This window comes from Methanobacterium sp. CWC-01 (assembly GCF_030323845.1).
Classification (GTDB): domain Archaea; phylum Methanobacteriota; class Methanobacteria; order Methanobacteriales; family Methanobacteriaceae; genus Methanobacterium; species Methanobacterium aridiramus.
The window spans coordinates 1,448,938-1,475,808 of record NZ_CP040735.1; the positions used below are offsets into that span (position 1 = coordinate 1,448,938).

24 protein-coding genes and 1 pseudogene are annotated in these 26,871 nt (G+C 50.0%); 5 read left to right on the forward strand and 20 right to left on the reverse strand.

The window, feature by feature from the left end; translation table 11 throughout:
- Positions 1 to 64 precede the first annotated feature (64 nt).
- Positions 65 to 349, reverse strand: a pseudogene (locus tag FGU46_RS10890) (cysteine peptidase family C39 domain-containing protein); the annotation flags it as partial.
- A gap of 570 nt (positions 350 to 919) precedes the next feature.
- The gene (locus FGU46_RS07870) at positions 920 to 7,690 is read right to left on the reverse strand and encodes a pseudomurein-binding repeat-containing protein (protein ID WP_286473763.1); all 6,771 of its coding nucleotides are present in this window, start codon (positions 7,688 to 7,690) and stop codon (positions 920 to 922) included.
- A gap of 346 nt (positions 7,691 to 8,036) precedes the next feature.
- On the opposite strand from FGU46_RS07870, the gene pdxS reads away from it, so the two are divergent.
- Entirely contained in the window at positions 8,037 to 8,918 is an 882-nt protein-coding gene (pdxS, locus tag FGU46_RS07875) for a pyridoxal 5'-phosphate synthase lyase subunit PdxS (RefSeq protein ID WP_286473765.1), read from the forward strand.
- 110 nt (positions 8,919 to 9,028) lie between these two features.
- Here the strand turns inward: pdxS and FGU46_RS07880 are convergent, their stop codons facing one another.
- From FGU46_RS07880 to pdxT, 11 genes are all read right to left on the reverse strand, one after another.
- Positions 9,029 to 9,379 (reverse strand): PepSY domain-containing protein, encoded by a 351-nt coding sequence (locus FGU46_RS07880; protein ID WP_286473767.1) that lies wholly within the window; start codon positions 9,377 to 9,379, stop codon positions 9,029 to 9,031.
- A 166-nt stretch (positions 9,380 to 9,545) separates the two neighbouring features.
- Entirely contained in the window at positions 9,546 to 10,325 is a 780-nt protein-coding gene (locus FGU46_RS07885; RefSeq protein WP_286473770.1) for an Fpg/Nei family DNA glycosylase, read from the reverse strand.
- A gap of 123 nt (positions 10,326 to 10,448) precedes the next feature.
- Positions 10,449 to 10,787: a P-II family nitrogen regulator gene (locus FGU46_RS07890; RefSeq protein WP_286473772.1), complete on the reverse strand. Its 339-nt coding sequence runs from the start codon at positions 10,785 to 10,787 to the stop codon at positions 10,449 to 10,451.
- Between the two features lie 14 nt (positions 10,788 to 10,801).
- Positions 10,802 to 12,025, reverse strand: a complete 1,224-nt coding sequence (locus tag FGU46_RS07895; protein ID WP_286473774.1) for an ammonium transporter — start codon at positions 12,023 to 12,025, stop codon at positions 10,802 to 10,804.
- Positions 12,026 to 12,388: 363 nt separating this feature from the next.
- Positions 12,389 to 12,727 carry a P-II family nitrogen regulator gene (locus tag FGU46_RS07900; protein WP_286473777.1) on the reverse strand — a complete coding sequence of 113 codons (339 nt, stop codon included), beginning with the start codon at positions 12,725 to 12,727 and terminating at the stop codon, positions 12,389 to 12,391.
- A gap of 59 nt (positions 12,728 to 12,786) precedes the next feature.
- Complete coding sequence (locus FGU46_RS07905; protein WP_286473780.1) at positions 12,787 to 14,019, reverse strand: ammonium transporter; 1,233 nt, start codon at positions 14,017 to 14,019, stop codon at positions 12,787 to 12,789.
- A 188-nt stretch (positions 14,020 to 14,207) separates the two neighbouring features.
- Entirely contained in the window at positions 14,208 to 15,707 is a 1,500-nt protein-coding gene (locus tag FGU46_RS07910) for a glutamate synthase-related protein (protein WP_286473782.1), read from the reverse strand.
- The gene (locus FGU46_RS07915; protein WP_286473784.1) at positions 15,708 to 16,799 is read right to left on the reverse strand and encodes a Coenzyme F420 hydrogenase/dehydrogenase, beta subunit C-terminal domain; all 1,092 of its coding nucleotides are present in this window, start codon (positions 16,797 to 16,799) and stop codon (positions 15,708 to 15,710) included.
- Between the two features lie 3 nt (positions 16,800 to 16,802).
- Positions 16,803 to 17,492, reverse strand: coding sequence for a GltB/FmdC/FwdC-like GXGXG domain-containing protein (locus FGU46_RS07920; RefSeq protein WP_286473786.1), 690 nt, complete (start codon positions 17,490 to 17,492; stop codon positions 16,803 to 16,805).
- 10 nt (positions 17,493 to 17,502) lie between these two features.
- Positions 17,503 to 18,420 (reverse strand): class II glutamine amidotransferase domain-containing protein, encoded by a 918-nt coding sequence (locus FGU46_RS07925; RefSeq protein WP_286473788.1) that lies wholly within the window; start codon positions 18,418 to 18,420, stop codon positions 17,503 to 17,505.
- Positions 18,408 to 18,986: a pyridoxal 5'-phosphate synthase glutaminase subunit PdxT gene (gene pdxT, locus FGU46_RS07930; protein WP_286473790.1), complete on the reverse strand. Its 579-nt coding sequence runs from the start codon at positions 18,984 to 18,986 to the stop codon at positions 18,408 to 18,410. Before pdxT ends, FGU46_RS07925 begins: the two co-directional genes overlap by 13 nt.
- Positions 18,987 to 19,256: 270 nt before the next feature.
- Here pdxT and FGU46_RS07935 point away from each other — a divergent pair, with 270 nt between their 5' ends.
- Positions 19,257 to 19,526 carry a hypothetical protein gene (locus FGU46_RS07935; protein WP_286473792.1) on the forward strand — a complete coding sequence of 90 codons (270 nt, stop codon included), beginning with the start codon at positions 19,257 to 19,259 and terminating at the stop codon, positions 19,524 to 19,526.
- A gap of 6 nt (positions 19,527 to 19,532) precedes the next feature.
- Positions 19,533 to 19,796 carry a hypothetical protein gene (locus FGU46_RS07940; RefSeq protein WP_286473794.1) on the forward strand — a complete coding sequence of 88 codons (264 nt, stop codon included), beginning with the start codon at positions 19,533 to 19,535 and terminating at the stop codon, positions 19,794 to 19,796.
- Positions 19,797 to 19,862: 66 nt separating this feature from the next.
- Here FGU46_RS07940 and FGU46_RS07945 read toward each other — a convergent pair whose 3' ends face one another.
- Together FGU46_RS07945 and FGU46_RS07950 are read right to left on the reverse strand one after the other, a co-directional pair.
- Complete coding sequence (locus tag FGU46_RS07945) at positions 19,863 to 20,816, reverse strand: malate dehydrogenase (RefSeq protein WP_286473796.1); 954 nt, start codon at positions 20,814 to 20,816, stop codon at positions 19,863 to 19,865.
- Between the two features lie 2 nt (positions 20,817 to 20,818).
- Complete coding sequence (locus FGU46_RS07950; RefSeq protein ID WP_286473798.1) at positions 20,819 to 21,376, reverse strand: HEAT repeat domain-containing protein; 558 nt, start codon at positions 21,374 to 21,376, stop codon at positions 20,819 to 20,821.
- Positions 21,377 to 21,530: 154 nt separating this feature from the next.
- Between FGU46_RS07950 and FGU46_RS07955 the strand changes: the two genes are divergently transcribed.
- Both FGU46_RS07955 and fbp read left to right on the forward strand, forming a co-directional pair.
- Complete coding sequence (locus FGU46_RS07955) at positions 21,531 to 22,526, forward strand: isocitrate/isopropylmalate family dehydrogenase (RefSeq protein WP_286473800.1); 996 nt, start codon at positions 21,531 to 21,533, stop codon at positions 22,524 to 22,526.
- Positions 22,527 to 22,762: 236 nt separating this feature from the next.
- Positions 22,763 to 23,860, forward strand: a complete 1,098-nt coding sequence (gene fbp, locus FGU46_RS07960) for a fructose-1,6-bisphosphate aldolase/phosphatase (protein WP_286473802.1) — start codon at positions 22,763 to 22,765, stop codon at positions 23,858 to 23,860.
- Between the two features lie 49 nt (positions 23,861 to 23,909).
- Here the strand turns inward: fbp and FGU46_RS07965 are convergent, their stop codons facing one another.
- The 5 genes from FGU46_RS07965 to FGU46_RS07985 form a co-directional block, all read right to left on the reverse strand.
- Positions 23,910 to 24,542, reverse strand: a complete 633-nt coding sequence (locus FGU46_RS07965) for a DUF434 domain-containing protein (protein WP_353619900.1) — start codon at positions 24,540 to 24,542, stop codon at positions 23,910 to 23,912.
- Between the two features lie 2 nt (positions 24,543 to 24,544).
- Complete coding sequence (locus tag FGU46_RS07970; RefSeq protein WP_286473804.1) at positions 24,545 to 25,198, reverse strand: TIGR00153 family protein; 654 nt, start codon at positions 25,196 to 25,198, stop codon at positions 24,545 to 24,547.
- A 28-nt stretch (positions 25,199 to 25,226) separates the two neighbouring features.
- Entirely contained in the window at positions 25,227 to 25,460 is a 234-nt protein-coding gene (locus FGU46_RS07975) for a DUF357 domain-containing protein (protein WP_286473807.1), read from the reverse strand.
- 44 nt (positions 25,461 to 25,504) lie between these two features.
- Positions 25,505 to 26,077 (reverse strand): archaetidylinositol phosphate synthase, encoded by a 573-nt coding sequence (gene pgsA / locus FGU46_RS07980; protein ID WP_286473809.1) that lies wholly within the window; start codon positions 26,075 to 26,077, stop codon positions 25,505 to 25,507.
- A gap of 390 nt (positions 26,078 to 26,467) precedes the next feature.
- Positions 26,468 to 26,866 (reverse strand): hypothetical protein, encoded by a 399-nt coding sequence (locus tag FGU46_RS07985; protein WP_286473812.1) that lies wholly within the window; start codon positions 26,864 to 26,866, stop codon positions 26,468 to 26,470.
- Positions 26,867 to 26,871: the final 5 nt, after the last annotated feature.

Here is a 26,871-nt window from a genome sequence, read left to right on the forward strand (position 1 = left end):
TGCCATTGATTATCAGTGCTACTCCAGTGTATAATTCATTGAATTTGTCTCTGCTTATTTCCAGGTCGCCCAGGTTGGGGTCAAATAAGTAAACGGTGGTGCTGGTGATGTTACGTATGATCTCGAAGTGTTTGGTTCCGTTTATGTCCAGGACTACCAGGTAGTTGGGTTGTAGCTGGTCTACGGTTAATCTGACTCCAGTTGCAGTTAGTCCTTTATTTAAGGTTGCCTGCTTTAAACCATACAGGCTGGTTCCGGTTTCGTCGGTGCCGGCTAGTTGTGCGAGTTCGGCTTCGGTGGTGTAGATTCCCAGGCCTTTGAGGATGGTGGCCAGGGCGGCGGGTCGCAGCTGTAGATGGTGGTGGCAATCACCATCTCCCCATCATCTATACTAACTATTATCTGATCATGAATAATGATTTATATTTACGTTTTAGGACTTTTCTTAAAGATGTTGGGGTTTAAAAGCAATGCAATGATAACAACATATGCTAGAACTCCAAAAGCACCAACTATGTATTGTTCATTGTTCTGTAGATATATCGTTTGAAGTAGGTAAGTGTTAATTAAAATTACACTTTGAAGGACTATTATACATATTAATGCAGTATAATAAATTATACGATTGAAGTTAAAGAGCTCTGATGTAGAGATCAATACTCCAATAATGCCCAAACAAAATAATAAATATCCGGGATTACCGGAAGATAGGTACCTTAGAAATAAAGCACCAAAAAAGCATAACTCAGAAATAATAAAATATCTCTTATCCATTTTACTGCCACCTTTTCAAAATCCTAAATCCAACAAAATATAATTAAATAAAGTGTTTTATTGACACTTTATTTACTTACAAGCATATCCCATATAATACTCTCATTCTAAGGGTGAAGAAAAGCAAATTCACCATATAGTTATATCAATTGCTGAGGAATGGCTCCCAACTTGGGTCTATCATATTTATTATTCCCTCTCCTTTTCCTGATGGGTTGGGATCTGGATTAGTATAGCTCAAAGCACCATATATTGAATATATTGCGCTTCCTGCATTAAATGCGCCCTCAGTTGATACGATTGTGGATAAACTGGCACCACCTCGAATAAGTGTTATAGCTTTAGATGCAGCACCAATTGTTAGTCCAGCTCCTGTCGTAGTTATAAGTGTGGAACCGTACTTGTAATAGTCTATGTCCCAGGTGTCTGGTTCTCTCACGTATGCTGCGTATTTTTCGGGGTATCCGGGTACGTAGTAGCGTATTCGGATTTTGTAGTGGATGTGGTGGTATTTTATTTTGATGCCGGAGGGGTACCAGTATCCTCCGATTTCTCTTGGGCCCCAGGGTGTCCACATTGTCCATCCACGATGGTATGACCATATTAAAGTTGGATAAGGAATGGATCTATCTATTACTCTAATATAGGTTTTCCACTCTCCGGGATGCCAGCGCCATTTTATTGTTCTTACGGTGTGCCATAGTCCTTTGATGTTTCTCATTTGATCATCTGTCAGTTGTGCTGCGCCGGGTATGGTTTCGTTTAAGACGAAGGCGTATCCGGTGTATAGGTCGTTGAATGTGGTTAGATTCATTTGTATAATGCCTAGGTTGGGGTCGAATAGGGTTATGGTGGTGTTGGTGATGTTTTGTATGACTTCGAAGTGGTTGTAGCCATTGATTTTTAAAACCACAATGTAGTCGGGTTTGAGTTGTGCTAAACTTAGTTCATATCCGAATGCGTTTATTCCTTTAGCATTGGCTGCATCTTTTAAACCCTGTAGGCTGGTTCCGGTTTCATCCGTTTTTGCAATTTGAGCTAATTCAGATTCAGTAGTGTAGATCCCCATGTTTTTGAGTATAGTGGCCAGGGCTGCGGGTCCACAGCTGTAGATAGTGGTGGCCATTATTACCTCTCCAGAATCTATTACTGAAGTATCGGTTAGCCAGTTGTCGGTGTAATTATTTCCAGATAGGTTAACGCCTAGGGAGTTGTGGTAGGTTATTCCCGCACCATTATCTGTAAGATTATTCCCAGTAATTTGGTTGTTGTTGGTGTCGTAGAGGTAAACTCCCACCCAATTACCTGTAATATTGTTTCCAATTACATCGAAGTTGTTGGAATGATACAAATAACTTCCATAGTAGTTGCTATTCAATGTATTTCCGGTTATCGAATTGTAATTAGATATTACTGCATAAATCCCATTTTCATTTTTTGTAATAATGTTTTGAGATATGTTGTTACTAATTGAATTATAAAGGGAAATTCCGTTGATACTCTTTTTTATGGTGTTTCCTGTAATTTCATTGTTTCCAGAGGAGTACAAATAGATATCCCTGCTACTGTTGCTTAAAACGTTATTGCTTATGATGCAGTTGTAAGCATGGCTTAAGGATATGCCATATGAAATACTTGCACCAATAATGTTAAGTCCTTGTATGGTAGTTCCACTACCTGCATTAACTAACAAAATAACACTCTTATCATCATCTTTGGCTTTAACCGTTACCTTGCCCCCGGTAACTGGTTTTATGGTGAGTTTCTTGTTTAGGGCCACGTTTTCGGTGTAGGTACCATGGGCCAGGGTGAGGGTGTCCCCGTTAAGGGTATCCGGATCATCCACTGCCTCCTGTATAGAGGCGAAGCTTTCCTGGGTCCGGGTGTTGTACACCCCCAGCACCGCTACAGTGGTGATGTTAACTGTTTTAGTGACGGTCTGGTTGTCCAGGGTCACGGAGACGTTAGCGGCCCCGGCGGTGGTACTGTTAAGTTTAAGCTCGGATCGGCCTTTACGGGTGGATCCCGAGCTGTTAATGGTTCCCAGAGTGGTGTTGTAGTAGAGGGGTATTTCATCAGGTACATTACCATCTGACGATGTATCGTTCCCCTGATTGTTGTGGGTTAGATCAGCGGTTATCAGGTAATCGTAGCAGGGACCGGTGCGGTTGGACCGATCCGCAGAACTATCCAGGGATAGTACCAGCCAGGGATCGTAGGTTACACTTCCCCCGGCCAGGTAAATGTCACTGGGACTGGTTGGGGATAGGAATGGATCGTTGGAGCCCCACCAGTTATTGGTGGCGTTCACCGTGCCGTTACCTTCATTGCAGAGGCCATAACGACTGTTTCCAGTAATGGAGTTAAAGTGGACTGTGGTGGGGGAGTTATACAGGTATATACCGTCCTGGTTGCTGCTGAGGAGGTTGCTGTAGACCCGGTTTTCACTAGAATCCAGGATCCGGATCCCTGCGGCACCATTATCCTTGATGGTGTTGCTCGTGATCTCGTTATCCGCGCCAGCTTCAATGAACAACCCATTCAGGGTGTTGTTGTAGGCGTTGTTTCCAGATATCAGATTCTCGGTGGAGTTGTAGAGATATACTCCGTTACTGTTACTGGTTAGGTTGTTTCCCAGGAGGTAGTTACCCATGGAGCTGTTGATGTAGATGGCGGCACTGCCCGTAGCTCCCTCCAGGATAAGGTCCCGTATAATGGTTCCGTTTCCAGCGGTGTTCACGGTGAAGATGGGTAAATACGGATCCAGGGCCTGTACTGTCACCTCCACGCCAGAAATTGGCCTTACAGTTATTTTTTTGTTGATGATGACGTTTTCGGTGTAGGTGGCCTTCCTGAGCCATATGGTATCACCACTCACCGTATCGGTATCATCGATGGCCTCCTGTATGCTGCTGAAGATCTCCTGGGTCCGGAAGTTGAAGGTGCCGTTGGGGTGGGTTCGGGCCAGCCAGGGAATCATGGAAACCTGGTCCGGGGCTGGTTCGGTGGCGTTGTAGGTGGTCATGATCTGGGCGTACATGTAGACCAGTGATTCGTATCCCATGGCTCCGCCCAGACTGGTCTCGGTGATGTTGTTGGGGGCGGTGCCATGGGAGTCCATGTAGGACAGTATGTCTTTGCCCTGGGCCACGAATTCATCGCTGAGTAGGGTGCCGCTGGTCATGTTTTCGGTGGAAGTGGTGGGGTCACCCACGGTATCCAGGATTACTGCAATGTTCAGGTAGTTTTCCACGTTAAGCACGGACTTAACTGCCAGTTTCAGGAACTGGGGCAGGGTGATCTGCCTCCCGGAGATGGTGATGTTGATGGGGAGAGTGTGGTTGGTGTCCACATAGGATTTCACGGTTTCTGCTGCACTTTTTATTTCAGCGGTGGTAACAAACACCGTACTGGTATTGGAGACCACCATCCAGGGATGCACGGTGACGGACTCGGGCAGGGCACCGGTGGCATTGTGGCAGCTCAGGATTTGACTGTACAGGTACACCAGTGATTCATAACGAATGTTTCCCAGGTTGATGGTCCGGTAGTCGGGTGCTCGACCATTAGCATACATGTAGGAGAAAATATCATTGGATAACTTCACATAATCAGTGCTGGTGAGATTACCGGCTTGAGTTATGGTCTCCGAGGGGCTGGAAGCCGAGTTGTAACTTCTGAGCACCAGGGAAGTGTATAAAGAGCCATCCACTTTTAATAATGCGGCACTTGCCAGTTGCAGGAACTGGGGCATACTAACCGCCGTTCCGGAGATGTTCACCTCGCTGGGGAGGGCGTGGTTAGCCTCCACGTGGGATTGCACCGTCTTGGCGGCATCTTCTATCTCTTCGGTGGTGAAGAATTTACTGCTACTACTGGAAACCACCGACCAGGGTGTTAGGGTGATGCTCGGTGGTAACTGGGTCTTGTTACCATAACAGTCCAGGATTAAGGAGTACACGTAGACTAAGGATTCGTAACGCACGTTTCCCAGACTGGTGGAGCAGCTGTCCGGTGCACGTCCATGGGAATCCATATAAGAGATTACACTGTTGGCCAGATCAAGATACTGGGTCTGGTTAAGACTGCCCCCGGTCATGGTTTCCGAGGGACTGGTGGCGGTACTATAGCTTTGCAGGGCCATGGTCACGTTAAGCTTTCCATTGAGATTAGTCACCGTGGTGGTTAACAGTTTTAAAAACTGGGGCATAGATACTGTCGTCCCTGCGATGGTGACGCTGCTGGGCAGGGCGTGGTTGGTCTCTAGGTATGATTTAACCGTTTTTGATGTGTTGGTTATCTCTTCGACGGTGAAAAATTTGGTGCTGGGGTTGGAGACCACTGACCAGGGCCTTACTGTGATAAAATCAGGTAATGTGTAACTGTTTGATTTGTAGGAGCTTAAAATCTGGCTGTACATGTAGATCAGGGACTGGTAGCATATGTTCCCTAGACTGGTGGTTCGGTAGTTGGGGGCTCTTAAGTCACCGTACATGAAAAATTCGGTATCCCGGGCCAGATCCAGGTACTGGGTCTGGTTAAGACTTCCCCCAGGGATGGTTTCCGGGGTGTCGGTGGGTGGTCCGTAGCTTGAGAGAACAATCTGGCCAACGTAGGTGCCGTTTATGTTGTGTAGGGTGGTGGTTAATAATTTTAAAAACTGGGGCATGGATACCGTCGTCCCGGAGATGTTAACGTTACTGGGTAGGGCGTGGTTGGTGTCCACATAGGATTTCACGGTTTCTGCTCCGCTGATTATCTGGCCCACATTGAAGGTCACCGTGCTGGGGTTGGAAACCACCGACCAGGGGTTGACGGTGACGTACTGGGGTAGGACGTTTTTAACGTTGTAGTGGTTCAGGATCTGACTGTACATGTAGACTAAATCTTCGTAGCGCATGTTCCCCTGCGAGGTCCAGGAATAATTAGGGGCCTGTCCATTGGTATCCATGTAGGACTGGATGTTGCTGGCGGCGTTGAGATAGTTTTCGCTGTTAATCTTACCAGTGGTCAGGGTCTCGGAGGGGCTAGATGGATTAGAGTAATTTTTTAGGATGATGGATTGGTACAATCCGGCGTAAATGTTTTTAAGTGATGTTACTTCCAGTTTTAAGAATTGGGGCATAGATACTGTCGTCCCTGCGATGGTGATACTGTTAGGGAGGCTGTGGTTGGTCTCCACATGGGATTTCACAGTCCACACTGCCGTGTTTATCTGGTCCATGGTTAAAAATACGGTGTTGGTGCTGGTTACCGTGGTCCAGGGGGTGAGGGTGATGTAATCAGGGAGGCGCTTGTTTTTGCTGGCCGAATTGATTATCTCCGAGTAAATGTAGACTAAGGATTCGTAGCGTATGTACCCCCGTACCGTTGGTTTGTAGTTAGGTGCTCTTCCATTGGCGTCCATAAAGGAGACAATTTCGCCCGCTGTAGCTAGATAATCGGCTTGGTTGAGATTTCCACCGGTAATGCTTTCGGAGGGGTTGGGGGCTGTTCCGCAACTTCCCAGGGGAATGGACTGGTACAGGTTTTCCTTAGCATTTATCAGGTAGATGGTTTCCAGTTTTAAGAATTGAGGCATGGTCACTGTGGATCCGGAAATAGTCACGTGACCGGGTAACTGGTGGTTGGTCTCCACGTAGGATTGCACCGTATCTGCGGCATTGTTCACCTGATCCATGGTGATGAAGGTGGTGCTGTTGTTAGTCACCAGAGTCCAGGGTCGGACGGTGATGAAGTTAGGCAGGACCTGTGCCACCTGATAGGACTTCAGGATCTGGGCGAAGGTGTAGACTAAGGATTCGTGGCGCATGTTTCCAAGGCTGATGGTCTGGTAGTTGGGTGCTCGACCATTAGTATCCATGTAGGATTTAATACTATTAGCTAGACTTATATAATCAGTTTTAGTAAGATTGCCACTGGTAGTTATGGTTTCAGAAGGATTAAGTGCAGCCTCATAACTTTCCAGGGGAATGGCGGTGTTCATATTGTTGTTAAGGTTGATTATGGCTGTGGTTACCAGTTTCAGGAATTGGGCCATGGAAACCGTGGATCCGGAGAGGGTCAGGTTACCGGGCAGCTGGTGTTCATTTTCCAGGTAGGATTGTAATGAACCGGCTGCATATTCCAACTCCTCTAAATCGATTTGAGGTAGGGTGGTGTCGATGGTGTAGGTGGCACTTTGGGTCGGGCCGGTGTTGCCGGATGCATCACGTGCATAATACTTCAAACTGGTAACTCCCTGGTTAAGGTTCAGGGTGACCGTTTTTATCTGATCACTCCAGGTGGTACCGTTATTGAGACTGTAGTAAACCCGGGGATTGGCATCACGGTTATCACTGGCGGTTAAGGTTACACTTTGAGGGGTGTTATAGGAACCCGGGGCCAGATTATTGCTTACACTGGGCGGGAGGTTGTCTATTACCACACCGGTAGAATCCACCCCTACAATATTACTCACGGTTACCGAGCTGGGCAGCTGGCCGTTAAGGTGGTAATAATTTATTATCTTGGAGTACAGGTAGACTAAGGATTCGTAGCGTATGTTTCCCAGGCTGCTGGATGCGTAGTTGGGGGCCCGGCCATTGCTACTTATAAAGGACTGGACGTTACTGGCCATGGTAACGTAGGCTGATTTCTGCAGCGTACCAGATGCTGATCCGGAGGGTCCGGTGGGATTGTTTACGCTGGCTATGGTTACCGGTGCCGTGGAGCCGGAATTTAACTGTACCGTGGTTTTGGTGAGGGTGTTTAGAAAGGATGGTGTGGTGCTGTTTTTCTCGGATACGACTACGTAGCCGGGTACGTTGCCATAAGCTTCGGTATAATTTTTAACTCCCTGTGCTGCTAATCCTACCTCGGTAATGTTCAGACTCTCTGCCGAAACAGGGCCCATAAACAATGCTATGATTACCAAAACTCCCACTAAAACTAAACTCTGTTCATCATCTTCATAGTATCACGCAGCTTAGTATTACTTGCCATTATTTAGTATTAATAATTAATAAAGTAATACTAACAGCAATTTTCATCCACGAAAACAACATTAATCAGGGTAGATCCAAAGAGTTGGCCCCCTGCAATTATGCTCCAGGTGGGACTTTTAGAATTATCTCCCGAATAGGCATGGTTCCAACTAGAAATAAAAAAAAATATACTAAGAGTTAGCCACAAAACTTAGTCTGATCAAATCTATGCGAAATATTCTAAAATGAATTAGAGTTTAGGACTGATTTTTAGGATGATTAAAGGAGGAAAATCTAATGCTACACGGAACTAAAATCTTAAAGGAAGGCTTCGCCAAGATGACCAAGGGTGGAGTGGTTATGGATGTGGTCAACGCTGATCAGGCGGTTATCGCCGAGGAAGCCGGGGCCGTATCGGTTATGGCCCTGGAACGGGTGCCAGCCGATATACGAGCCACCGGAGGCGTGGCCCGGATGGCCGACCCCCTGAAGGTGGAGGAGATCATGGAGGCCGTGTCCATCCCGGTGATGGCCAAGGTCCGGATCGGCCACTTCGTGGAGGCCCAGGTCCTGGAGGCCCTGGGAGTGGACATGATCGACGAAAGCGAGGTCCTGACTCCGGCGGATGAGAAGTACCACGTGGATAAGAAGAAGTTCACCATACCCTTCGTCTGCGGGGCCCGGAACCTGGGCGAAGCTTTAAGGAGAATGGATGAAGGAGCAGCCATGATTCGGACCAAGGGCGAAGCTGGTACCGGTAACGTGGTGGAAGCCGTCCGACACATGCGCATGATCCAGGGCACCATCCGGGACCTGAAGGACAAGACCGAGGAGGAACTGTGGGGCGTGGCCCGGGAAATCGAGGCCCCCCTGGAACTGGTTAAGGAAACTCAGAAACAGGGCCGACTACCCGTGGTGAACTTCGCCGCTGGAGGAGTAGCCACCCCAGCCGACGCCGCCCTGATGATGCAGTTGGGTGCGGATGGAGTGTTCGTGGGAAGCGGTATCTTCAAATCCGAAAACCCGGAACTGGTGGCCAAGGCCATTGTGGAAGCCACCGCCCACTACGATGATGCGGAGGTCCTGGCCAACGTCTCCCGGGGACTGGGCAAGGCCATGCCCGGATTGGAGATGAGCAGCATCCCTGCCGAAGAACGCCTGCAGGACCGGGGATGGTAAATACCATCCCTCCTATCTACTTTTTTTTAAAAAAAATATTTTTTAGAATTTAAATTAGAATATCCTGACTTTTAAAACTCTTATTAAATAAAAAAAGTTAGATGGGCACCCTAGGGCGCCCCGCCTGCTCCGCCCAGATTCTGGCCGGTGGTGGCATCTATTTCTATCTCGCCAACTGTCTTCCCATTCAGAACGATAGGAACTATGTAAACCTGTTTCCCATTCACATTGGTGAGCTGGGGTGTTCCGGCAGTGGCCCCGGCCTGTTCAATGTACTGGTTGGCCAGTTGCTGGGCCTGGGTGGCGGTGATGTTGGTGGTGTTGGTAACGTTGTTCACGTTCTGACTCAGGTTGGAGCTGTTATTCGGGGTGTTGTTGTTACTTCCTGAATCCAGACACCCGGAAACTCCCACCACCGCCAGGAGTAAAACCATCACACTGATCATGGTCTGTTTTATCATTTTATCACCCTGGTGATTCTTTTATTTAGATTATCACTCTTGTCCTTAACACTCGTCCTATTAATAATTTTCTAGAACTCCCGGATTATAATCTCTATTTTTAATCTCTATTTTTTTAAAAAAAGACCATTCCGGCCTAAGAAGTAAATTCAATTTTTAAAGGACTTTACCTTAAAGTCTGCCTCTCCGGGCAGTAGTAGGTGGTGCGTCCCCCGACCTTCTTCACCTCCAGGGCACCACCCTCCGGGCATTCCCCTCCCGGGTAACGGTGGGATAGGAGGTAGGAGTCCGGGAAGTCCCGGGGACTGTCCTGGTACTGGATGGCTTTCTCCAGCACCCTCCGCATCTGGTAATAGAGGGTGTGCAGATCAGTCTTACCCAGCTGGTCAGCGTGGGTCTCGGGGTGCAGACCGCACTGATACAGGATTTCATCGGCGTAAAGGTTGCCGATCCCGGCGATGAAGTTCTGATTTAAAAGTAATGGCTTAATCATGCCCCGGCGGTTTTTGAAAAGTTCCTGGAAGGTTTTAAATTCGATCTCCAGGGCATCCTCACCCAGACCCTTCCGGGCGATGAACTCCTCCGGATCAGAGGTTAAGCCCAGCTTACCAAACTTCCGGGCATCATCAAAGGCCAGGTGGGAGCCATTCTGGAAGCTGACCAGCAGGCGCACATATTTGGAACTCTTCTCCTGGAAGTAGTAAAGGTAACCGGTCATCCCAAAGTGCATGATGAGGTAGAAGTCATTATCCAGCCGGGAGAACAGATATTTACCATACCTGCGGCTGGAAACAAACTCCTGGCCCTCCAGGGAGATTTCCAACTTCCGGGGGTTCACATCCACCACCAGCTCCGGACTGCACACCTCCACCTTTTTTATCACCTGGTTAAGGGCGTGCTGGTCAAAATAACGCTTAAATATTTCTACACTGGGTAGCTCGGGCATAGGTACCTCCAAGTAATTTTCACACACTACTGGGTAGGGCTATGGTAAAAATAAATGTTTCTTATAAAAAATAGAAGTCCCTCAGGAACTAAATTAAAAAAATAATAAAAGAAGAAGGGTGGGTTAAACCGCCTTCTCCCCACTTTCACCGGTACGGATCCGTACCACCTCTTCCACCGGGGATATGAATATCTTCCCATCCCCGATATCACCGGTCTGGGCGGTGCGGACGATGGTGTCCACCACCTTGCTGGTTTGGTCATCCTGGACGATTATCTCCAGTTTGATCTTGGGTAACAGGTCGATACGGTAGTCACTGCCCCGGTAGCTTTCCGTGATACCCAGCTGCCGTCCCCGTCCCTTAACATCGGTGATGGTCATTCCATGGCATCCCATCTCTTCCAGGGCATTTTTTACCTCATCCAGTTTGTTGGGCCGGATTATGGCCAGAATTTCCTTCATTAATATCACCTCATTTAAATACGGTAACCGGACTCCTCGTGGAGGTGGGTGTCCAGTCCCTCTATTTCTTCTCTATCATCCACACGCAGACCAATGGTCTTGTCTATTATTTTACCCAGTATGAGGGTGGCCGCGAAGCTGTAACCAGCCACTGCTACAACTGCAATTAGCTGGGTAACTATCTGTCCGGGGTTACCGTAAAAGGATCCGGTTCCCAGGGCGTTTATGAAGGGCGCGGCGAACAGTCCCGTGGCCAGGGCCCCCCACATGCCAGACATACCGTGAATACCAAAAACGTCCAGGGCATCGTCGTATCCCAGTTTGGATTTCAGGAAGCTGATGGCGAAGTAGGAGACCACACTGGTCACCAGTCCAATAATGATGGCGGCCTGAACCGTTACAAAACCCGCCGCCGGGGTGATGGCCACTAAACCAGCCACTGCACCGGATATTCCACCCAGTAGGGTGGGTTTACCGGTTTTAAAGTAGTCGATGGCGATCCAGGAGATCATGGCTGCGGCTGCGGCGGTGTTGGTCACCAGGAAGGCTGAACCAGCCAGTCCACTGGCGGTTAATGCGGAACCAGCGTTGAATCCGAACCAGCCAAACCACAAGAGAGCAGCACCAATAACCGAGTAGCCCAGGTTGTGGGGTAACAGTTTGGTGTCTTTCCTTTTACCCAGTAACAGGGCCAGGGCCAGGGCGGCTACACCGGAGTTGATGTGCACCACGGTACCACCGGCAAAGTCCAGGGCACCCAGCTGGAACAACCAGCCTCCACCCCACACCCAGTGGGCGATGGGTATGTACACCAGGGTTAACCACAGGGGTATGAAGACCATCCAGCTGGAGAATTTCATCCGCTCCACCAGGGCACCTGAGATCAGGGCAATGGTGATGGCGGCGAAGGTCATCTGGAAGGCGATGTACACGAATTCAGGTATGGTGGGGGCCAGGGTGGCCAGCTGATCCACACCCACTGCCGTAAATATGTTGGCGGGGCTTCCGATAAATCCCAGTAAACTCTCGGAGCCGAAGGCTAAGGGGTAACCGTAAAGCACCCAGATAATGCTGGTAATGGCGAAGGCCACCAGGGACATGAACATGGTGTTTAACACGTTAGTTCTTTTGGTGAGACCACCGTAGAATAATGCCACCCCTGGCACGGTCATAAGCACCACTAGTGCCGTGGATATCAGCATCCAGGCAGTGTCCCCACTGTTTAATACAGGATCCATTGATATTTCCTCCTAATTCAAAATTTATTTCATTTTACGAACTTTTTCTATCAATACAAACTATGCTAGTGAAATTCCAGACTCATGAACCAGGTTCACCAGCCGGATATCGGAAACATACTTCCGACAACATTCTCTTGATCACCTTCTCATATAAAGCTTTCCCTTAACCATCCAGGATCAGCATCAATTACCCTGCAACTGATCATCAACTGTCCGGATTAGCTGGTTCAATGTACATCAATAGTACCAGATCCTAGGACCATTATCCAAAAATATATTTAATAAATTGTTTTAAGAACTTTGAACTTGAAAAAAATTTCTAAAAATAAACTATTTCCCTAAAAAAAATAAATAAAAAGGCTAAATAGCCTTCTCCCCACGTTCTCCGGTTCGGATGCGGATCACTTCCTCCACCGGGGATACGAAGATCTTCCCATCCCCGATACAACCGGTCTGGGCACTCTGCACTATGGTGTTGATGACGGTTTCCACCTGGTCCTGGGGGGTCACGATCTCGATGCGGGTCTTGGGCAAGAGGTCCACCTTGTAGTCCTGTCCCCGATAACTTTCGGTGATCCCCAGCTGCCGGCCTCGTCCCTTCACCTCGGAGATGGTCATCCCATGAATCCCCACCTCTTCCAGGGCTTGCTTCATGTTTTCCAGCCGGTCGGGCCGGATGATAGCGATTATCCTTTTCATAGATTATATCCCACCTAGCTTCTCTTCTATCTTGGTATAAAGATCATCCCTTAAGTGTTTTAGGATAGCCTGTAACCAGATTCCTCGTGGAGGTTAAGGTCCAGTCCCTGTACTTCGTGGCTATCCTCCACTCTCAGGCCAATGAAGCGGTCAATGAGCTTGCCGATAAGGAAGGTGACCACCACGGTGTACAGAGCCACCACTCCAATGGCCAGGGCCTGGATTCCTATCTGGGCCGGGTTTCCGGCCACCAGTCCCCCGGTGATGAGGCTGTTGATGAGGGGGGTGGCGAAGATACCCACCGCCAGGCTGCCCACAATACCGCACACTCCATGGATACCGAACACGTCCAGGGCATCGTCGTACCCCAGTAAAGGTTTGAGATGGGAAACGGCGTAGTAGCTGATGATGGAGGCCACGAAACCGATGATCATGGCGGCGGTAACGTTCACGTAACCGGCGGCGGGGGTGATGGCGGCTAAACCGGCTATTGCACCGGATAAAGCTCCCAGGAGGGTGGGTTTCCCGGTTTTGAGTTTGTCCATCAGTATCCAGCCCAGCATACCCATGGCCGCCGAGGTGTTGGTGACGATCATGGCCGATACTGCCAGGTTACTGGCTCCCAGGGCGGAACCAGCGTTGAATCCAAACCATCCAAACCATAATAGACCAGTACCAATCACTGAATATCCCAGGTGGTGGGGGAGTAGCTTGGAGTTTTTACGAACGCCGATAAGTATTACCAGGACCAGGGCCGCTATACCTGAGGTCAGGTGCACCACTATTCCTCCGGCGAAGTCCAGGGCACCCAGCTGGTATAACCAGCCTCCACCCCACATCCAGTGGGCCACCGGAAGGTAGACCAGGGTTAACCACAGGGGTATGAAGGCCAGCCAGGCTGCGAACTTGGCCCGCTCCACAATGGCCCCGCTGATGAGGGCCACGGTGATGGCGGCGAAGGTCATCTGGAAGATGGCAAAGAGCCCCGTGGGTATGGTGGGTGCCAGGGTGGACAGGGAGTTGGATTCCACCACCCCGGCAAAGAAGGGGTTGGTTAGCTGTCCAATAATTCCTCCGATACTATTACCAAAGGCCAGGTCGTAGCCGTAGACAAACCACAGTACACTGACGATGGCGAAGGTAACAAATGACAGGAACATGGTGTTTAACACGTTTTCTCGTCTGATAAGCCCTCCGTAGAAGAGGGCCACACCGGGTATGGTCATTAAAATAACCAGAGCTGTTGATATAAGCATCCAGGCCGTATCACCTGAACTAAAAATGGGATCCATAGTAAATTTCCTCCAATACACTATAAAATTCTTAACAAAGAATCTCCTCCATCCCACGGTTGTAGGATATAGGAAACATATTTCCGGTTGGGGTTACCTGGCATATATATTTTTGGTAAAACATTTCCCAGTTAAAGTAAGCTAAAATAAAATTAATAATTTAAAATAAAAAAAGATTTTCAGGGGATTTAACCCCTGAGGGGTGCTTCCAGTCCGGCCATCTTAACCCCGGTCAGGAGGGAGGACTCCACGGTGAGGGCCCGGAGGTCGTCCTTTTCCAGCTTCAACAGATCAGTGTTACCGGCCTGCTGGGTTAACATTACTGCTTCTTCGGTCATGGCCTCTATGTAGCGGGCCACCCGTTTACCACCCTCCATGTAGTCCAGTCTGCGGCGCAGGTTGGGGTTCTGGGTGGCGATACCCTTACGGCAGGTGCCAGCGTAGCACATCTGACACACCCGGCAGCCAATACTGACCAGGGCGCTGGTGGCAATATAACAGGCATCAGCACCCAGGGCAATGGCCTTGGCCACATCAGCCCCATTCCGGACACCACCGGCAGCCACCAGGCTGACCTGGTCCCGGAGGTTGATGTGTTTCAGGGCCTCATCGGCCTCCACGATGGCGGCGATGGTGGGGACTCCGGAGTGTTCGGTGACTATGTCGGGTCCGGCTCCGGTTCCTCCCTGCATACCATCCACCACGATGATATCGGCTCCGGCCTTGGCTGCGATCTTCACATCATCACTGACCCGGCCACTGGTGAATTTTACCATGATGGGCACCTTCCAGTCGGATATCTCCCGTAACTGGGAGATCTTCATGTTCAGGTCCTCGGGTCCCACGATGTCCATGTGCCGGGCGGGGCTCAGGGCATCGGTCCCCTCGGGGATCATCCTGATCTTAGAGACCTCGGCGGTGACCTTTTCTCCCAGGAGGTGGCCTCCCATCCCGGACTTAGCTCCCTGACCGATCTTGATCTCGATGGCCTCGGAGTTGTTGAGGTACTGGGCCGAGACCCCGAACCGTCCTGAGGCGTACTGGGCAATGAGTTTTGAGGCGTATTTACGCTCCTCAGGTAGCATTCCTCCCTCTCCGGTGTTGGTGGCAGTGCCAGCCAGGGTGGATCCTATGGCCAGGGCGATCTTAGCCTCCTTGGAAAGGGCACCGAAGGACATGGCACCGATCATGATGGGGGTGTCCAGTACCAGAGGGTTCTCCGCGTAACGGCTGCCCAGAACTACCCGGGTGTTGCAGGGTTCCCGGTACTTGTCGATGGGTGGCCGGGACACCTGGGCCGGTACGATGACCAGGTCATCGAAGGTGGGTATCACCCGGGTGGCACCACAGCCCCGGACCTTGTAGGACCCCTCGGTGGCCTTGCGGTTTATTTCGGTGAGGTCGGTGAGGGACCACACATTCCTACGGTCCTCCGGCACGGAGTTAACCTCTATGGCATTGTTGGGACACATTTCCTCACAGATACGGCAACCAACACACTTTTCATGGTGTATGGGGTAGGGCTCGTCATCGATGATCTCGTAAACATCGTGGGGGCAGTTATTGTAACAGGAGTAGCAGTTACGACACAGGTTCTCATCCCGGTCATCGCACATGTACCAGCAGCAACCAGGCCGGTCGAAGTTCCTCCGGCAAAGTTCGTGGTTTCTCTCAACTTTAAATGGCAACTATAACTCCTCCTTCATGGTTTTTAGTCCTTTAAACACCGGACAGGCCGCGTATTTGGTACCGGAAGCCTTGATCACATCATCGGTATCCCGGGTAAGTTTAACTTCTGGCTTCCAGGGTTCGGCGCTGCTCTTATCCACCACCAGCACCTGGTCCACCAGTTCCTTGCTGAGGGCGTAGTTCAATAGGGCCGTAGCCACTCCTCCATCCTGTCCCTTCACCAGGGAGGCCTTGGCCGAGACGATCTTCAGGTAGTCTCCCAGGGGCTTGTGGTCCAAGTCCTGGCTGGCCACCTCCACCGGCAGATAAGTCCGGGGGCAAGCCACGTAGCACAGGTTACAATCCGGTGGGCACTGGCCCCTGATACGGGGTTTACGATCCTCGATCTTCACGATGTTCTCGGGGCAGGTGTATTCACAGGCCCCGCAGAGCACACAGGTCCCCACGTCAATGACGTCGGCCTTGAGGTCCTCGAACTGGCACTGGGCCACTTCTTCCCGGAACTGTTTATCAGTGATGAACCGGCGGTATAGAACTGGCCGGGCCACAGCTTCCCGTTTTTTAATCTCCTTCTGGTTCTCCTCTTTCTTCTGTGTGGCTAATTTTTTGATAAGTTCCAGGCCGGAGTCAGTCAGGGGCCTGGTTTCGATGTAGTTATCTTCCTCGGCTTTTTTGAGTAACTCCATTCCCTTCACGGTCCGGGCGATTACCGTGGACCATCCCGCCGGGGATCCCACCGAACCCACCGATAGGTCCGATAACTCGGAGGTGTAATCCATGCACACCTCACAGTTTTTACGCATGCAGGTCTTGGCCTCCTTCAGGGGGATCTTCAGGACCTGGCCGTCGGTGAGGTAGAACCACATGTGTCCCTTCTCCACCCGACATTCAGCGACATCCTTCAGCTGTATGTCATGCTCCTCCAGGAGCTGGTTCAGATAGTGGTAGGAGAAGTTCTCCATACAGAACAGTCCCACCTTAATGTCCACCGGGGACTCGCCCAGGACATCCTGGAAGTGGTTCATCTTTCCGGCGGCTATGATCTGGCAGGGAGTACCTACCATGGCCACTTTGTTATCCTGATGGTTCATACTTCATCCCTCCTCTGTTTCCTTTCCGTAGAAGGGTCTTTTACTCCGGGGTACAATCTTCCGGAATTTCTGGTACTGGGACTCTTCTAAGCGGAATCCGTAGGTGGGTAGGAGTTTCTTTAGTTCCTCCCGTTCCTCCTCTTCCAGTTCCTCCACCTTGGCGTTTTTGCCCAGGCTCTCTATTTCACCACCCACGTAGATGGCTCCCCGGATGATGGATTCACCGGCATCCCGGGCTATATCCCCCAGGACGATGATGCGTCCTCCCATCATGAACAGTCCACTCATGAACCCCGAGTTACCACCGACGATGATGGTCCCGTTTTTCATTATCTCTCCGGTACGGGATCCAACATCCCTTTTCACCACCACCGTGCCGCCGTATATTCCCTGGCCCACGCCATCACCGGCGGATCCTTCGATTACCACTTCCCCCTCGGTCATGTTGTCGGCGGGGAACCAGCCGGCGTTGCCCTGGATGTGCACCCGGGCTCCGTGGATCATGGTGGCTACGAAGTAACCGGCCGAGCCAGCTATCTCCACCTCCACAGCTTCGGTGAGTCCCGCCACCAGGTAATGGGCGGCGTTGGGGTTTTCAATAACGATCCGTTTATATTCGGCGGCTTTCTCTTTAAGTGTACGGTTAACTTCCCGGGGTGGCTTTCCCCCGGCATCTATTGTGAATTCCTGCATGATAGTCACCTCAAATGGTGTAGGCCCTCACTTCTCCCGGGGCGATCTGGTCTATCTCCCGGGTGTCCATTACTTCCCTCAGGGACACCTCTTCCGAGGCGATGGCGAACACTTCATCGTTTTCAGCCATAACCCCTGGTCTTAATCCCAGCTGGTCCTTGGCGATTCCCACTCCATTGGGGGTTCCCACGATGTAGGAGAAGGGTCCGTCCATGTCCTTCACGGACTGTTCCAGGGCCTCCTCCAGGCGGTAGTCCTGGGATAGTTTGTCAGCGATGTAGTGCACGATGCACTCGGTGTCGTTGGTGGTCTCAAATATATGTCCCTTACGTTCCAGGGGGTCTCTGATCTTCCAGTAGTTGGTTATCTGGCCGTTATGGACTACGGTGATGTCGGGAATGATGTAGCTCTGGAAGGGGTGGGCGTGGTAGCGGTCCACGATACTCTCGGTGGAGAACCGGGTGTGGCCGATGGCATGGGTTCCCATTTTGGAGTAGGTGTCATATCGCTGGGCGATGTCCTTCACCAATCCCACATCTTTGATCATCTCGAATGAATGAGCCCCGTTGAGGACTATCACATCATCAATGGCATCGATATCCATGATCATGGGCTTTAACTCCGAAAAAGAGTTTAAAGAGATCTTGCACCGGTAGATGTTGTAGTTCTCCACGGAAGGAATGATTTCCTCGGTTTTTATAGGGGTGGCCAGGCTCACCGTATCTTTTACCTTTTCCAGGAGTCCGGGTTTTTCTTTAACCTCGATGTTTAAGAGGTACTCATTCTCTTCCAGTCCCAGACCTCCGTATAAAGCGAACCCTGCTGAGTCAGGGCCCCGGTGCTGCAGGGCGTCCAGCATCTTGGTCAGTACTTTGCCTACAGGGTGAAGTTTTTTATCTTTATATACTACTCCGGCTATTCCACACACTTTGCTACCTCCTTTATAAAGTATTCATGCATCCTGGTATCATCTGATAGTTCCGGGTGGAATGATAATGCCAGGTTGTTCTGGTACCTCACTGCCACCACTTTATCTTGAATTTGAGAGAGGACTTCCACCTCAGGGGGAACTTCATAGGCGTAGGGGGCTCTGATGAATATTCCCGGATATTTCTGGTCAAATATTTCTATCTCCTGTTGGAATGAAAGCTTCTGGCGTCCGAAGCCATTTCTTTTTACTTTCATGGGAATCAGGTTAAGCAGGGGTTGCTGGTAGTCTGTTGCACTGGCCAAAAGCACCATACCGGCACAGGTTCCCATCACCGGGATCTTCCTATCCCGGATGACCTGGTCAATTCCCTCTTCCTGTAGGAGCTTGCCGATGATGGTGCTCTCTCCACCGGAGATGATGATCCCCTGACAATCGGCCACCTCGGAGGGGGACTTTATCTTCACGGCTTCTGCTTCTATCCCCATTTTCTCCAGGGTCCGGGTAGTCATTTCCAGATGTTCGGAAACATCTCCCTGCAAGTCTAGAATCCCTATCCTGATCATGTCCATACCTTCTTTTAATGTAAAACTTAAGGAGCGTTGGCTGGATATATTTGGAAAAATGTATCATATATAGTTACCGGAAAATAATTTCCGACCAGGGCTGCCCCTGAAATATAATTCATCATAAAGAGAATTTTTATACAATGTTTAATATACAAAGGATAAAGAATGATATAATTGAACATTTATATAAATCTTTCTGTAGGGCACAATCTTTATTTAGTAATTGGTACAACCCAATACAAAAGATAAAATCTAGGAGATTGATTAATGGAAAAGCTTACCATGGGCCTCATCGTCATGATCATACTGCTGGGAGGTTTCTTAAGTTATCTGGCCATTACCATGGATATCAGTGATTTCGGCCTCAACTTGACTAACAACACCACAGATAACACCACCGTAACCAAAATAAACACCACCCGCACTATTACCAGCCCCACTCAGAGCACCCCCACCACAACCCCCACTGACAATCAAACCAAACCAATAATAGACGGAAATGACACTAACAACAACGAATCTCAACTTGATGTGTGATTTAATATGGAGAAGCTGACCCTGGGACTCATTTTTATGATCATCCTTATGGTGGGATTCATCAGCTACCTGGTGGCCACCATGAATTCCGGTGAGATCACCATGAACACCACCAACCTCAGCACCAGCTACTTCAGTGGTAATCACTCCACCAACATCACCACCCGGGTAAACAACACCCGCAGCGTGACCAAACCAACCAGTAACGATAGTAACAACACGGACCGTGCCAGGGTGAACTATTACAAAAAAAGCCTGGGCATAACCTAAAAAAAGATTCAGAGGGTTTTTCAAAACCCACATATTTATTATTTATTCTTCGCAACGACTCGCTGCCTATTCCTCTTCCTGAAATTTGGTTAAAACTTCCAGAGTGGTGGCTTTAACAACCTTCACTGCCTCTAAAAAGGATTCTTTCTCGTCCTGACTCATTTTAATGGGAACTATCTTCTCCACACCCTCGATTCCCAGTTTAACCGGCACCCCCAGGCACACGTCGTGTACATCTTCAATCTCACCATCCAGGTAACTGGTGACGGTTAAGATCTTCTTCTCATCCTTCAAGATGACGTTGACGATGTTGGAAATGGCGAAGGCCGGGCCGTACTCGGTGGAGCCCTTCATGCTGATGACGTACTCCCCGGCACTTTTAACCTTCTCCACAATCTGGTTGATGTCGAAACTGTCGTAGTTGCGGAAGCGTTCCACCGGGATACCGCCGATGGTGGTGGAGGTCAGGAGGGGCACCATGTTATCCCCATGTTCCCCGATCACACGGGTGTGTATCTCGCTGACGTGTATGTCGAAATGTTTGGACATGAGGTTTTTAAGCCGCAGAGAGTCCAGGTGGTTCCCCAGGCCCATGACCTTATTCCTGGAAAATCCGGACTCTTTAAGGGCGATGTAGGTCATGACATCCACCGGATTGGTGACCACCAGTATAATGGAGTCAGGGGCGTATTTGGCAATCTGCCGGGCGTAATGGGCCACGATTTGAGCGTTGGTCCCGGCCAGGTCCTGGCGTGACATCCCATTCTGGCGGGGGACTCCAGCGGCCAGCACCACCACCCGGGAGTCATGCATGTCTTCCATATCACAGGAGGCCATGATATTCACCTGAATATCCTTGGCCGCCAGGGCGTCGTTCATATCCAGGGACTCCCCCTTGATCTTGTCCAGGCTATTCTCCCGGGAGATGAGAACCATCTCATCCACCAGGTCCTCCTCGGCCAGACAGAAGGCCGCTGCCTTACCCACCCGGCCAGACCCACCCATTACTGTGACTTTCAAATTTATCCCCGACTTAAGTAGTTCTGGGCTACTTTACGCACGTAGCCGCTTTTATCATCCAGGGCTGCTTCCAGGGCTGCTTCGGCCTCTTCTCCCCCTAACTGTCCCAGGGCCCAGGCCGCTCCCCCCCGCACAAAGCCACTGTCATCCTGCATGGCCTTGATCAGTGGCTGCAGGGCTGCCTGGTTTCTAATGTTTCCCAGGGCCCAAGCCGCTGCTCCTCTAATCCTCCAGTCATCATCCTCTAAAATCCTGATCAGGGGATCCACTGCTTGGTCACCCATCTTACTCAGGGCGGTGGAGGCCTCCCTCCTCACCCACTTGTTCTCATCACTGAGGGCATGGATCAAAGGTTCTATGGCGCTGTTATCACCAATCTCTCCCAGCACACGGGCGGCTCCTTTCCGTATGTTTTTATTGTCATCATCCAGGGCCTGAATAAGTTGATCCACCGCTGGTCCACCTATTTCTTCTAAAAGTGAAAGGGACTGTAACTGCACCAGTTCATCCTCGTCTTTCAAGGTCTGAATGAGTCTCTCTACATTCTTCTGCACTTCCATGATCATGCCTCCCCTTGGCTAAATTTAAACAAATATCCAGTTTAAAAAATAAATTCTGATCTTATAACTAGGCTGTTGGAACTTTTATTATGTATTTTCTGTAAAATATAGTTTGTGCGAGGAAAAAATTTAATCAAGGAGGAGTAAGTTTACCATGTATAGAATATGCGTGATACCCGGGGACGGCGTCGGGCCGGAGGTGATGGAGGCGGCCTTACTCGTTTTAGAGGCAATGGGCCCGGATATGGAATTTTTTTCGGCCATGGCCGGTAACGCCTGTTTCCAGAAACTGGGAACCACCATACCCTCCCAGACCATCGACCTGGCCCTGCAAAGTGACGCCACCCTATTCGGGGCGGTAACTACTGTGCCTGGCCAGAAGAGTGCCATCCTCACCCTGAGAAAGGAGCTGGATCTGTACGCTAATCTAAGGCCGGTTAAATCCTATCCCGGCATAGACTCCCTCTATCCGGATCTGGACTTTCTGATTGTAAGGGAGAACACCGAGGGACTCTACGCCGGCCGGGAACAATACACCCCGGAGGGGGCTCAGGCCCTGCGGGTGGTAACCAGAAAAGCCTCCCGGCGCATATGTGAATTTGCCTTCAGACAGGCCCAAGAGAATGGGTTTGAACTGGTCACCGCGGTACACAAAGCCAACGTTTTAAAGAAAACCGATGGAATATTCCGGGAGGCCTTCTACCAAGCGGCAGAGAATCACCCGGAGGTGGAGGCCGAGGAACTCTACGTGGACGCCGCGGCCATGTTCCTGGTTAAAAATCCCCAGCGCTTCCAGGTACTGGTCACCACCAACCTCTTCGGGGATATACTCTCCGATGAGGGAGCGGGCCTGGTGGGGGGGCTGGGTATGGTGCCCTCAGCTAATATTGGCGATAAGAATAGCCTGTTTGAGCCGGTGCATGGTTCGGCTCCGGACATCGCTGGTCATAATGTAGCCAACCCCACCGCCATGCTGCTCTCGGTGGTGATGATGCTGCGCCACCTGAAAGAAGAAGATGCCGCCACCAAACTTGAAAAAGCCCTTCTAATGGTCTTAGAGGAAGGACGGGTTCTCACTCCGGACCTGGGGGGAAGTTCATCCACCCTGGAGATGGCCCGGGAGGTACGGGGTAAGTTGGACTCTGTTTGACCAGAGGATTTGGTGAGTAGTAAATTTTATATGCACCTCACAATATAGTTCACCATACTAAAGGGTTAAAAAGCACAGCTAAAAGCTGCCTTTGGGTCATTTAATGAATTAAAAATCACCCCTACTTTAAAAAAACTAAAAAAACCAATTCACAGATTATAAATCTAAGGTGACCACCCTTCAGCTTTTTAATGCTGTTTTAGAAATGTTACAAATTTATTTGGAGGTATTGTGCTATGAAAACCACCGTTAGTGTAATAAAAGCAGATGTTGGAAGTATCGCCGGGCACGGGCTGGCCCATCCCGCCTTACTGAAAAAATGTGAAGATATCCTGGGCAAAGCCAAGGAAGAAGGACTCCTGGAAGACTATTATGTCACCAACTGTGGTGACGACACCGAACTCATCATGACCCACCGTAACGGTGAAGAAAATGAGGAAGTCCACGAACTGGCCTGGAATGCCTTTATCGAAGCCACTGCCGTGGCCAAGGAACTTAAACTCTATGGTGCGGGACAGGACCTGCTTTCTGATACATTCTCCGGTAATATCAAGGGAATGGGACCTGGCTGTGCCGAGATGGAATTCAAAGAACGGCCCAGCGACCCGGTAGTGGTCTTCTGCTGTGACAAGACCGAACCCGGCGCATTTAACATGCCGTTGTTTAAAATGTTCGCTGACCCCTTCACCACCGCCGGCCTGGTCATCGACCCCTCCCTGCACGGAGGATTTGAATTCGAAGTATTCGACGTCATGGAGCACAAGAAGGTTAAAATGACCTGCCCCGACGAGATGTACGACCTGGTGGCCCTCCTGGGCACCATCAGCCGCTACGTCATAAAACGGATCCGGAGAAGAAGTGACAACGAAATAGCCGCCTCGGTGAGTACCGAACGACTGAACCTCATGGCCGGTAAGTACGTGGGTAAGGACGACCCAGTGGCCATTGTAAGATCCCAGTCTGGCTTCCCCGCCGCCGGTGAAGTGGTGGAACCATTCGCCTTCCCCCACCTGGTGGGTGGCTGGATGAGGGGCTCCCATAACGGACCACTGATGCCCGTAGCCCAGAAAAACGCTTATCCAGTACGATTCGACGGACCACCACGGGTCATGGCCCTGGGATTCCAGATCTCCGACTGCAAATTGGTGGGCCCAGCTGACATGTTCGACGACCCCGCCTATGACCGGTCCCGGGTGCTGGCCTCTGAGATCGCCGAGTACATGCGCCGACACGGACCCTTCGAGCCACACCGACTACCAGCCGATGAAATGGAGTACACCACCCTACCTGGTGTCTTAGAAAAATTAGAAGACCGTATGGAAGATATGGAGTAAAATCCATACCTTTACTTCCTTTTTATTTTTTAGAAAAATAATTAAATACTTATTTTAGTTCATTCCGGATTAAACCCGGCAGATCCACCACTTTCTCCACCTTATCCATGAGGGGGCCGTCGCTGGTGGCCACCACGGTATCTGCACTGTTTTTGGCTAGTTCCCGGTCTACACAGGGACTGGTGGTTGCACTACCCGGGAACTGGTTCCTTTCCATCATCTCCCTGGTCAATTTTGCCAGCTCTCCGCTTTTACTCACCGGGCGGTCGTAGAAGAAGTCCACCCTCCTTACCTGGGCCTCTCTTAAAAAGCTGATTAGGGTGTTTAAAGTACTCGCTGTATCCGGGTGGGGTCGGTACTTGCCAAAAACCGCCTTGGTGTCCCTTAATACTCCGTCATCACTTTCCAAGATGGTGTCCGGGTGGTGAAGGACATTCTCCAGGGTGATGAGCACGTTGTAACCATCTATGAGGAGGGTCTGGTCTTTTAGATCAGTAAAATCAACAATTTTGACCTTTCTTTCCAGGGCCTTCTGGTCGGAGGAAACCTTACGGGCCAGGTAGTTTCTCTGGTCCTGGTCTAAAAGGTAGTGTCCGGCTACGAAGTTAAGGGCACCCTTCTGGGGGTAGCCCCGGTTGAGAAGGTGTCTTAAATCTATCTCCGCATCATTCAGAGGGCTGATACCTAGCCCCTCCTCTTGGCCACGATGATCAGCACCCGGTCCGAGGCGTCCTCAGCCCGGTCCCCAATATTACCCAGGCGGATGGCGGTGTTTTTAAGTTCGATGAGTTTCAGGATGCCGAAGTCCCCGTTACGGTAGGCATTGTAGAGTTTCTTTATAATCCGCCTTTCCACCCGGTCCATGACCTCCTCCTTGGATTCCACCTCATGGGCCTTGGCTATGGCCTGGGCCAGGTCCTCATCCAGCATCTCCACACTCTCCTTTAGGACCCGGGCGGTTTCGCACACGGAGTCCACCAGTTCCCGGAAGTCGTCCTCGAACTGGCTGGGAAACTGCACCCGGCTGAGGCAGATTCCGTAGGCCGCCTCCTGGGTGATATCCGCCACGGAGTCCACCAGTTCGGCCAGGATGATCCGGTCCTCCCGGTCGAAGGGCAGGAAGGCCCCCTTGAAAAATTCGATCTCCATTATCCGACGGATCTCGTCGGCTTCTCGTTCTAAGCGGGACATTTCTTCAACTTTTTTCTCTAAAGAGTCGAAGTCACCCTGATAAAAAAGAGGCATAAGCTCCTGAAGCTTCAGCACACATTCGTAGACCAGCTGGGCGTGTTCTCTGAAGTGCTTCTCCACCCGGGATTCACGGCCAAACAACGTCATAAATAATCCTCCCTGGGACTATTAACTTTTAGATGAGATCTTTAATCAATCGGACTGCATCCAGGAGCCCGTGGGCGTAGGTGATGCATCCGAAGGCAGTTAAATAATCCTCTTTTTCCAAGTAGTAGGTGGTGTCCTGGGCATAGCTCCGGGCCATGTCCACAATCTTTTCATCCTTTACACCCATCTTTATGGACTCTAATTCTTTTATATTTTTTTCAAAAAGTTTAAGGTCCTTATCTATCCGTTCCAGGGCATCCATAATCACATCACCAAGCTTCTTCTTAAAATAAGAGGTATTGAAAATCAGGGGTTAAGCTGCTTATAAGAGTGATACAACCTCTGGGCCACGGTGAAGTATCCCAGAACCAGCACCACGTAGACAGCCAGGGTCATGATGAAGTCTGTCTGGAGGAAGTAGGCCAGTAAGGCCCCCAACACCAGGATCACCAGGCGTTCGGCTCTTTCAGCTATTCCCACATCACAGGGAACCCCATCCACCTCGGCCCGGGCCCGTACGTAGCTGACACTAAAAGAGGCCAGGAGAGCTAGAACTCCCCAGATCAAGTCCACGTATCCTCCTAGTATGATTCCGATGATGATGAAGGCATCGGAAAAGCGGTCCGCGGTGGAGTCCAGGATCCCTCCGAACTTGGTCCTCCGGCCATGATTTCGGGCCACCGCCCCATCAGCCACGTCAAAAAATCCACTTAAAAGTATGAGGAGAGCTCCGCCCAGCAGATCCTGCTGGGAGAACTGGTAGGCCGCTATTAAACTCACCAACAGTCCGATGATGGTGATGATGTTAGGGTTGATGGCTATCTTCTTGGCCACCGGGTCGATGTAGCGCTTCAGATGGGGGCGTAGTTTGTTGAGCATGATGGGTAACCTTGAGTTTATGGTTAGTGATTAAAATTTGATGTATATTAAAGGGTTGGTTTGAATTGGTGCAGAATAGGGTATTGTTAGTCAATAGTGTTAAAATTACAGAAGGAATATTTTTTAAGGGGACAGTTCTTCCAATAATTTATTAACTTCTTCTATTCTACGGGGATTGATCAGGTATTATCGAGCACCAGACAACTTTGCAACAACCCATCTGGGGTTTTATTGCAGCACAAAAACTGAAAGAAGAAGAATATAAGATGAAGTATCCAGGGATGCGAATTATTCGAAAGGAAATCATCAGATTTTTTATAAATTACTATTTTTAAGTTAATTCCAGAATATCTTGAATTTCCTCAAATCATCAATTCATCCCATTAAACCTCATTTTTTATCCAACCCTGCATGAAGAAACATATTAATGGTGAACTTGTTGAAACCCTTCTTGGCCAGCTCCCTGGCCACCTGCTGATTGTGCTTGTAGTACTCCTCTTCCAGCCGCTGGTCTTCTTCCGGGTCCTTGCTGACTTTACGAACACTATCTAGAGCGGGGAGGTGCTCAACCTGGCCATCCTGGTATATATGCACATGGGAATCATCAGTCATCCGGTGGGCAGCATAATAATCTAGATATTCACCCTGCTCATCTTTCCCAAAGCAGTACTGGATGAGCCAGCCTGCTTCCTGGATGTAGCCGATTTCTCTGGTTTTTAGGTTTTCTTCGGGTATGGTGATGTTCCAGTGGGCAAAACGGTTGGCGAAGGTTTCTGCTATTGATTTCATGATCT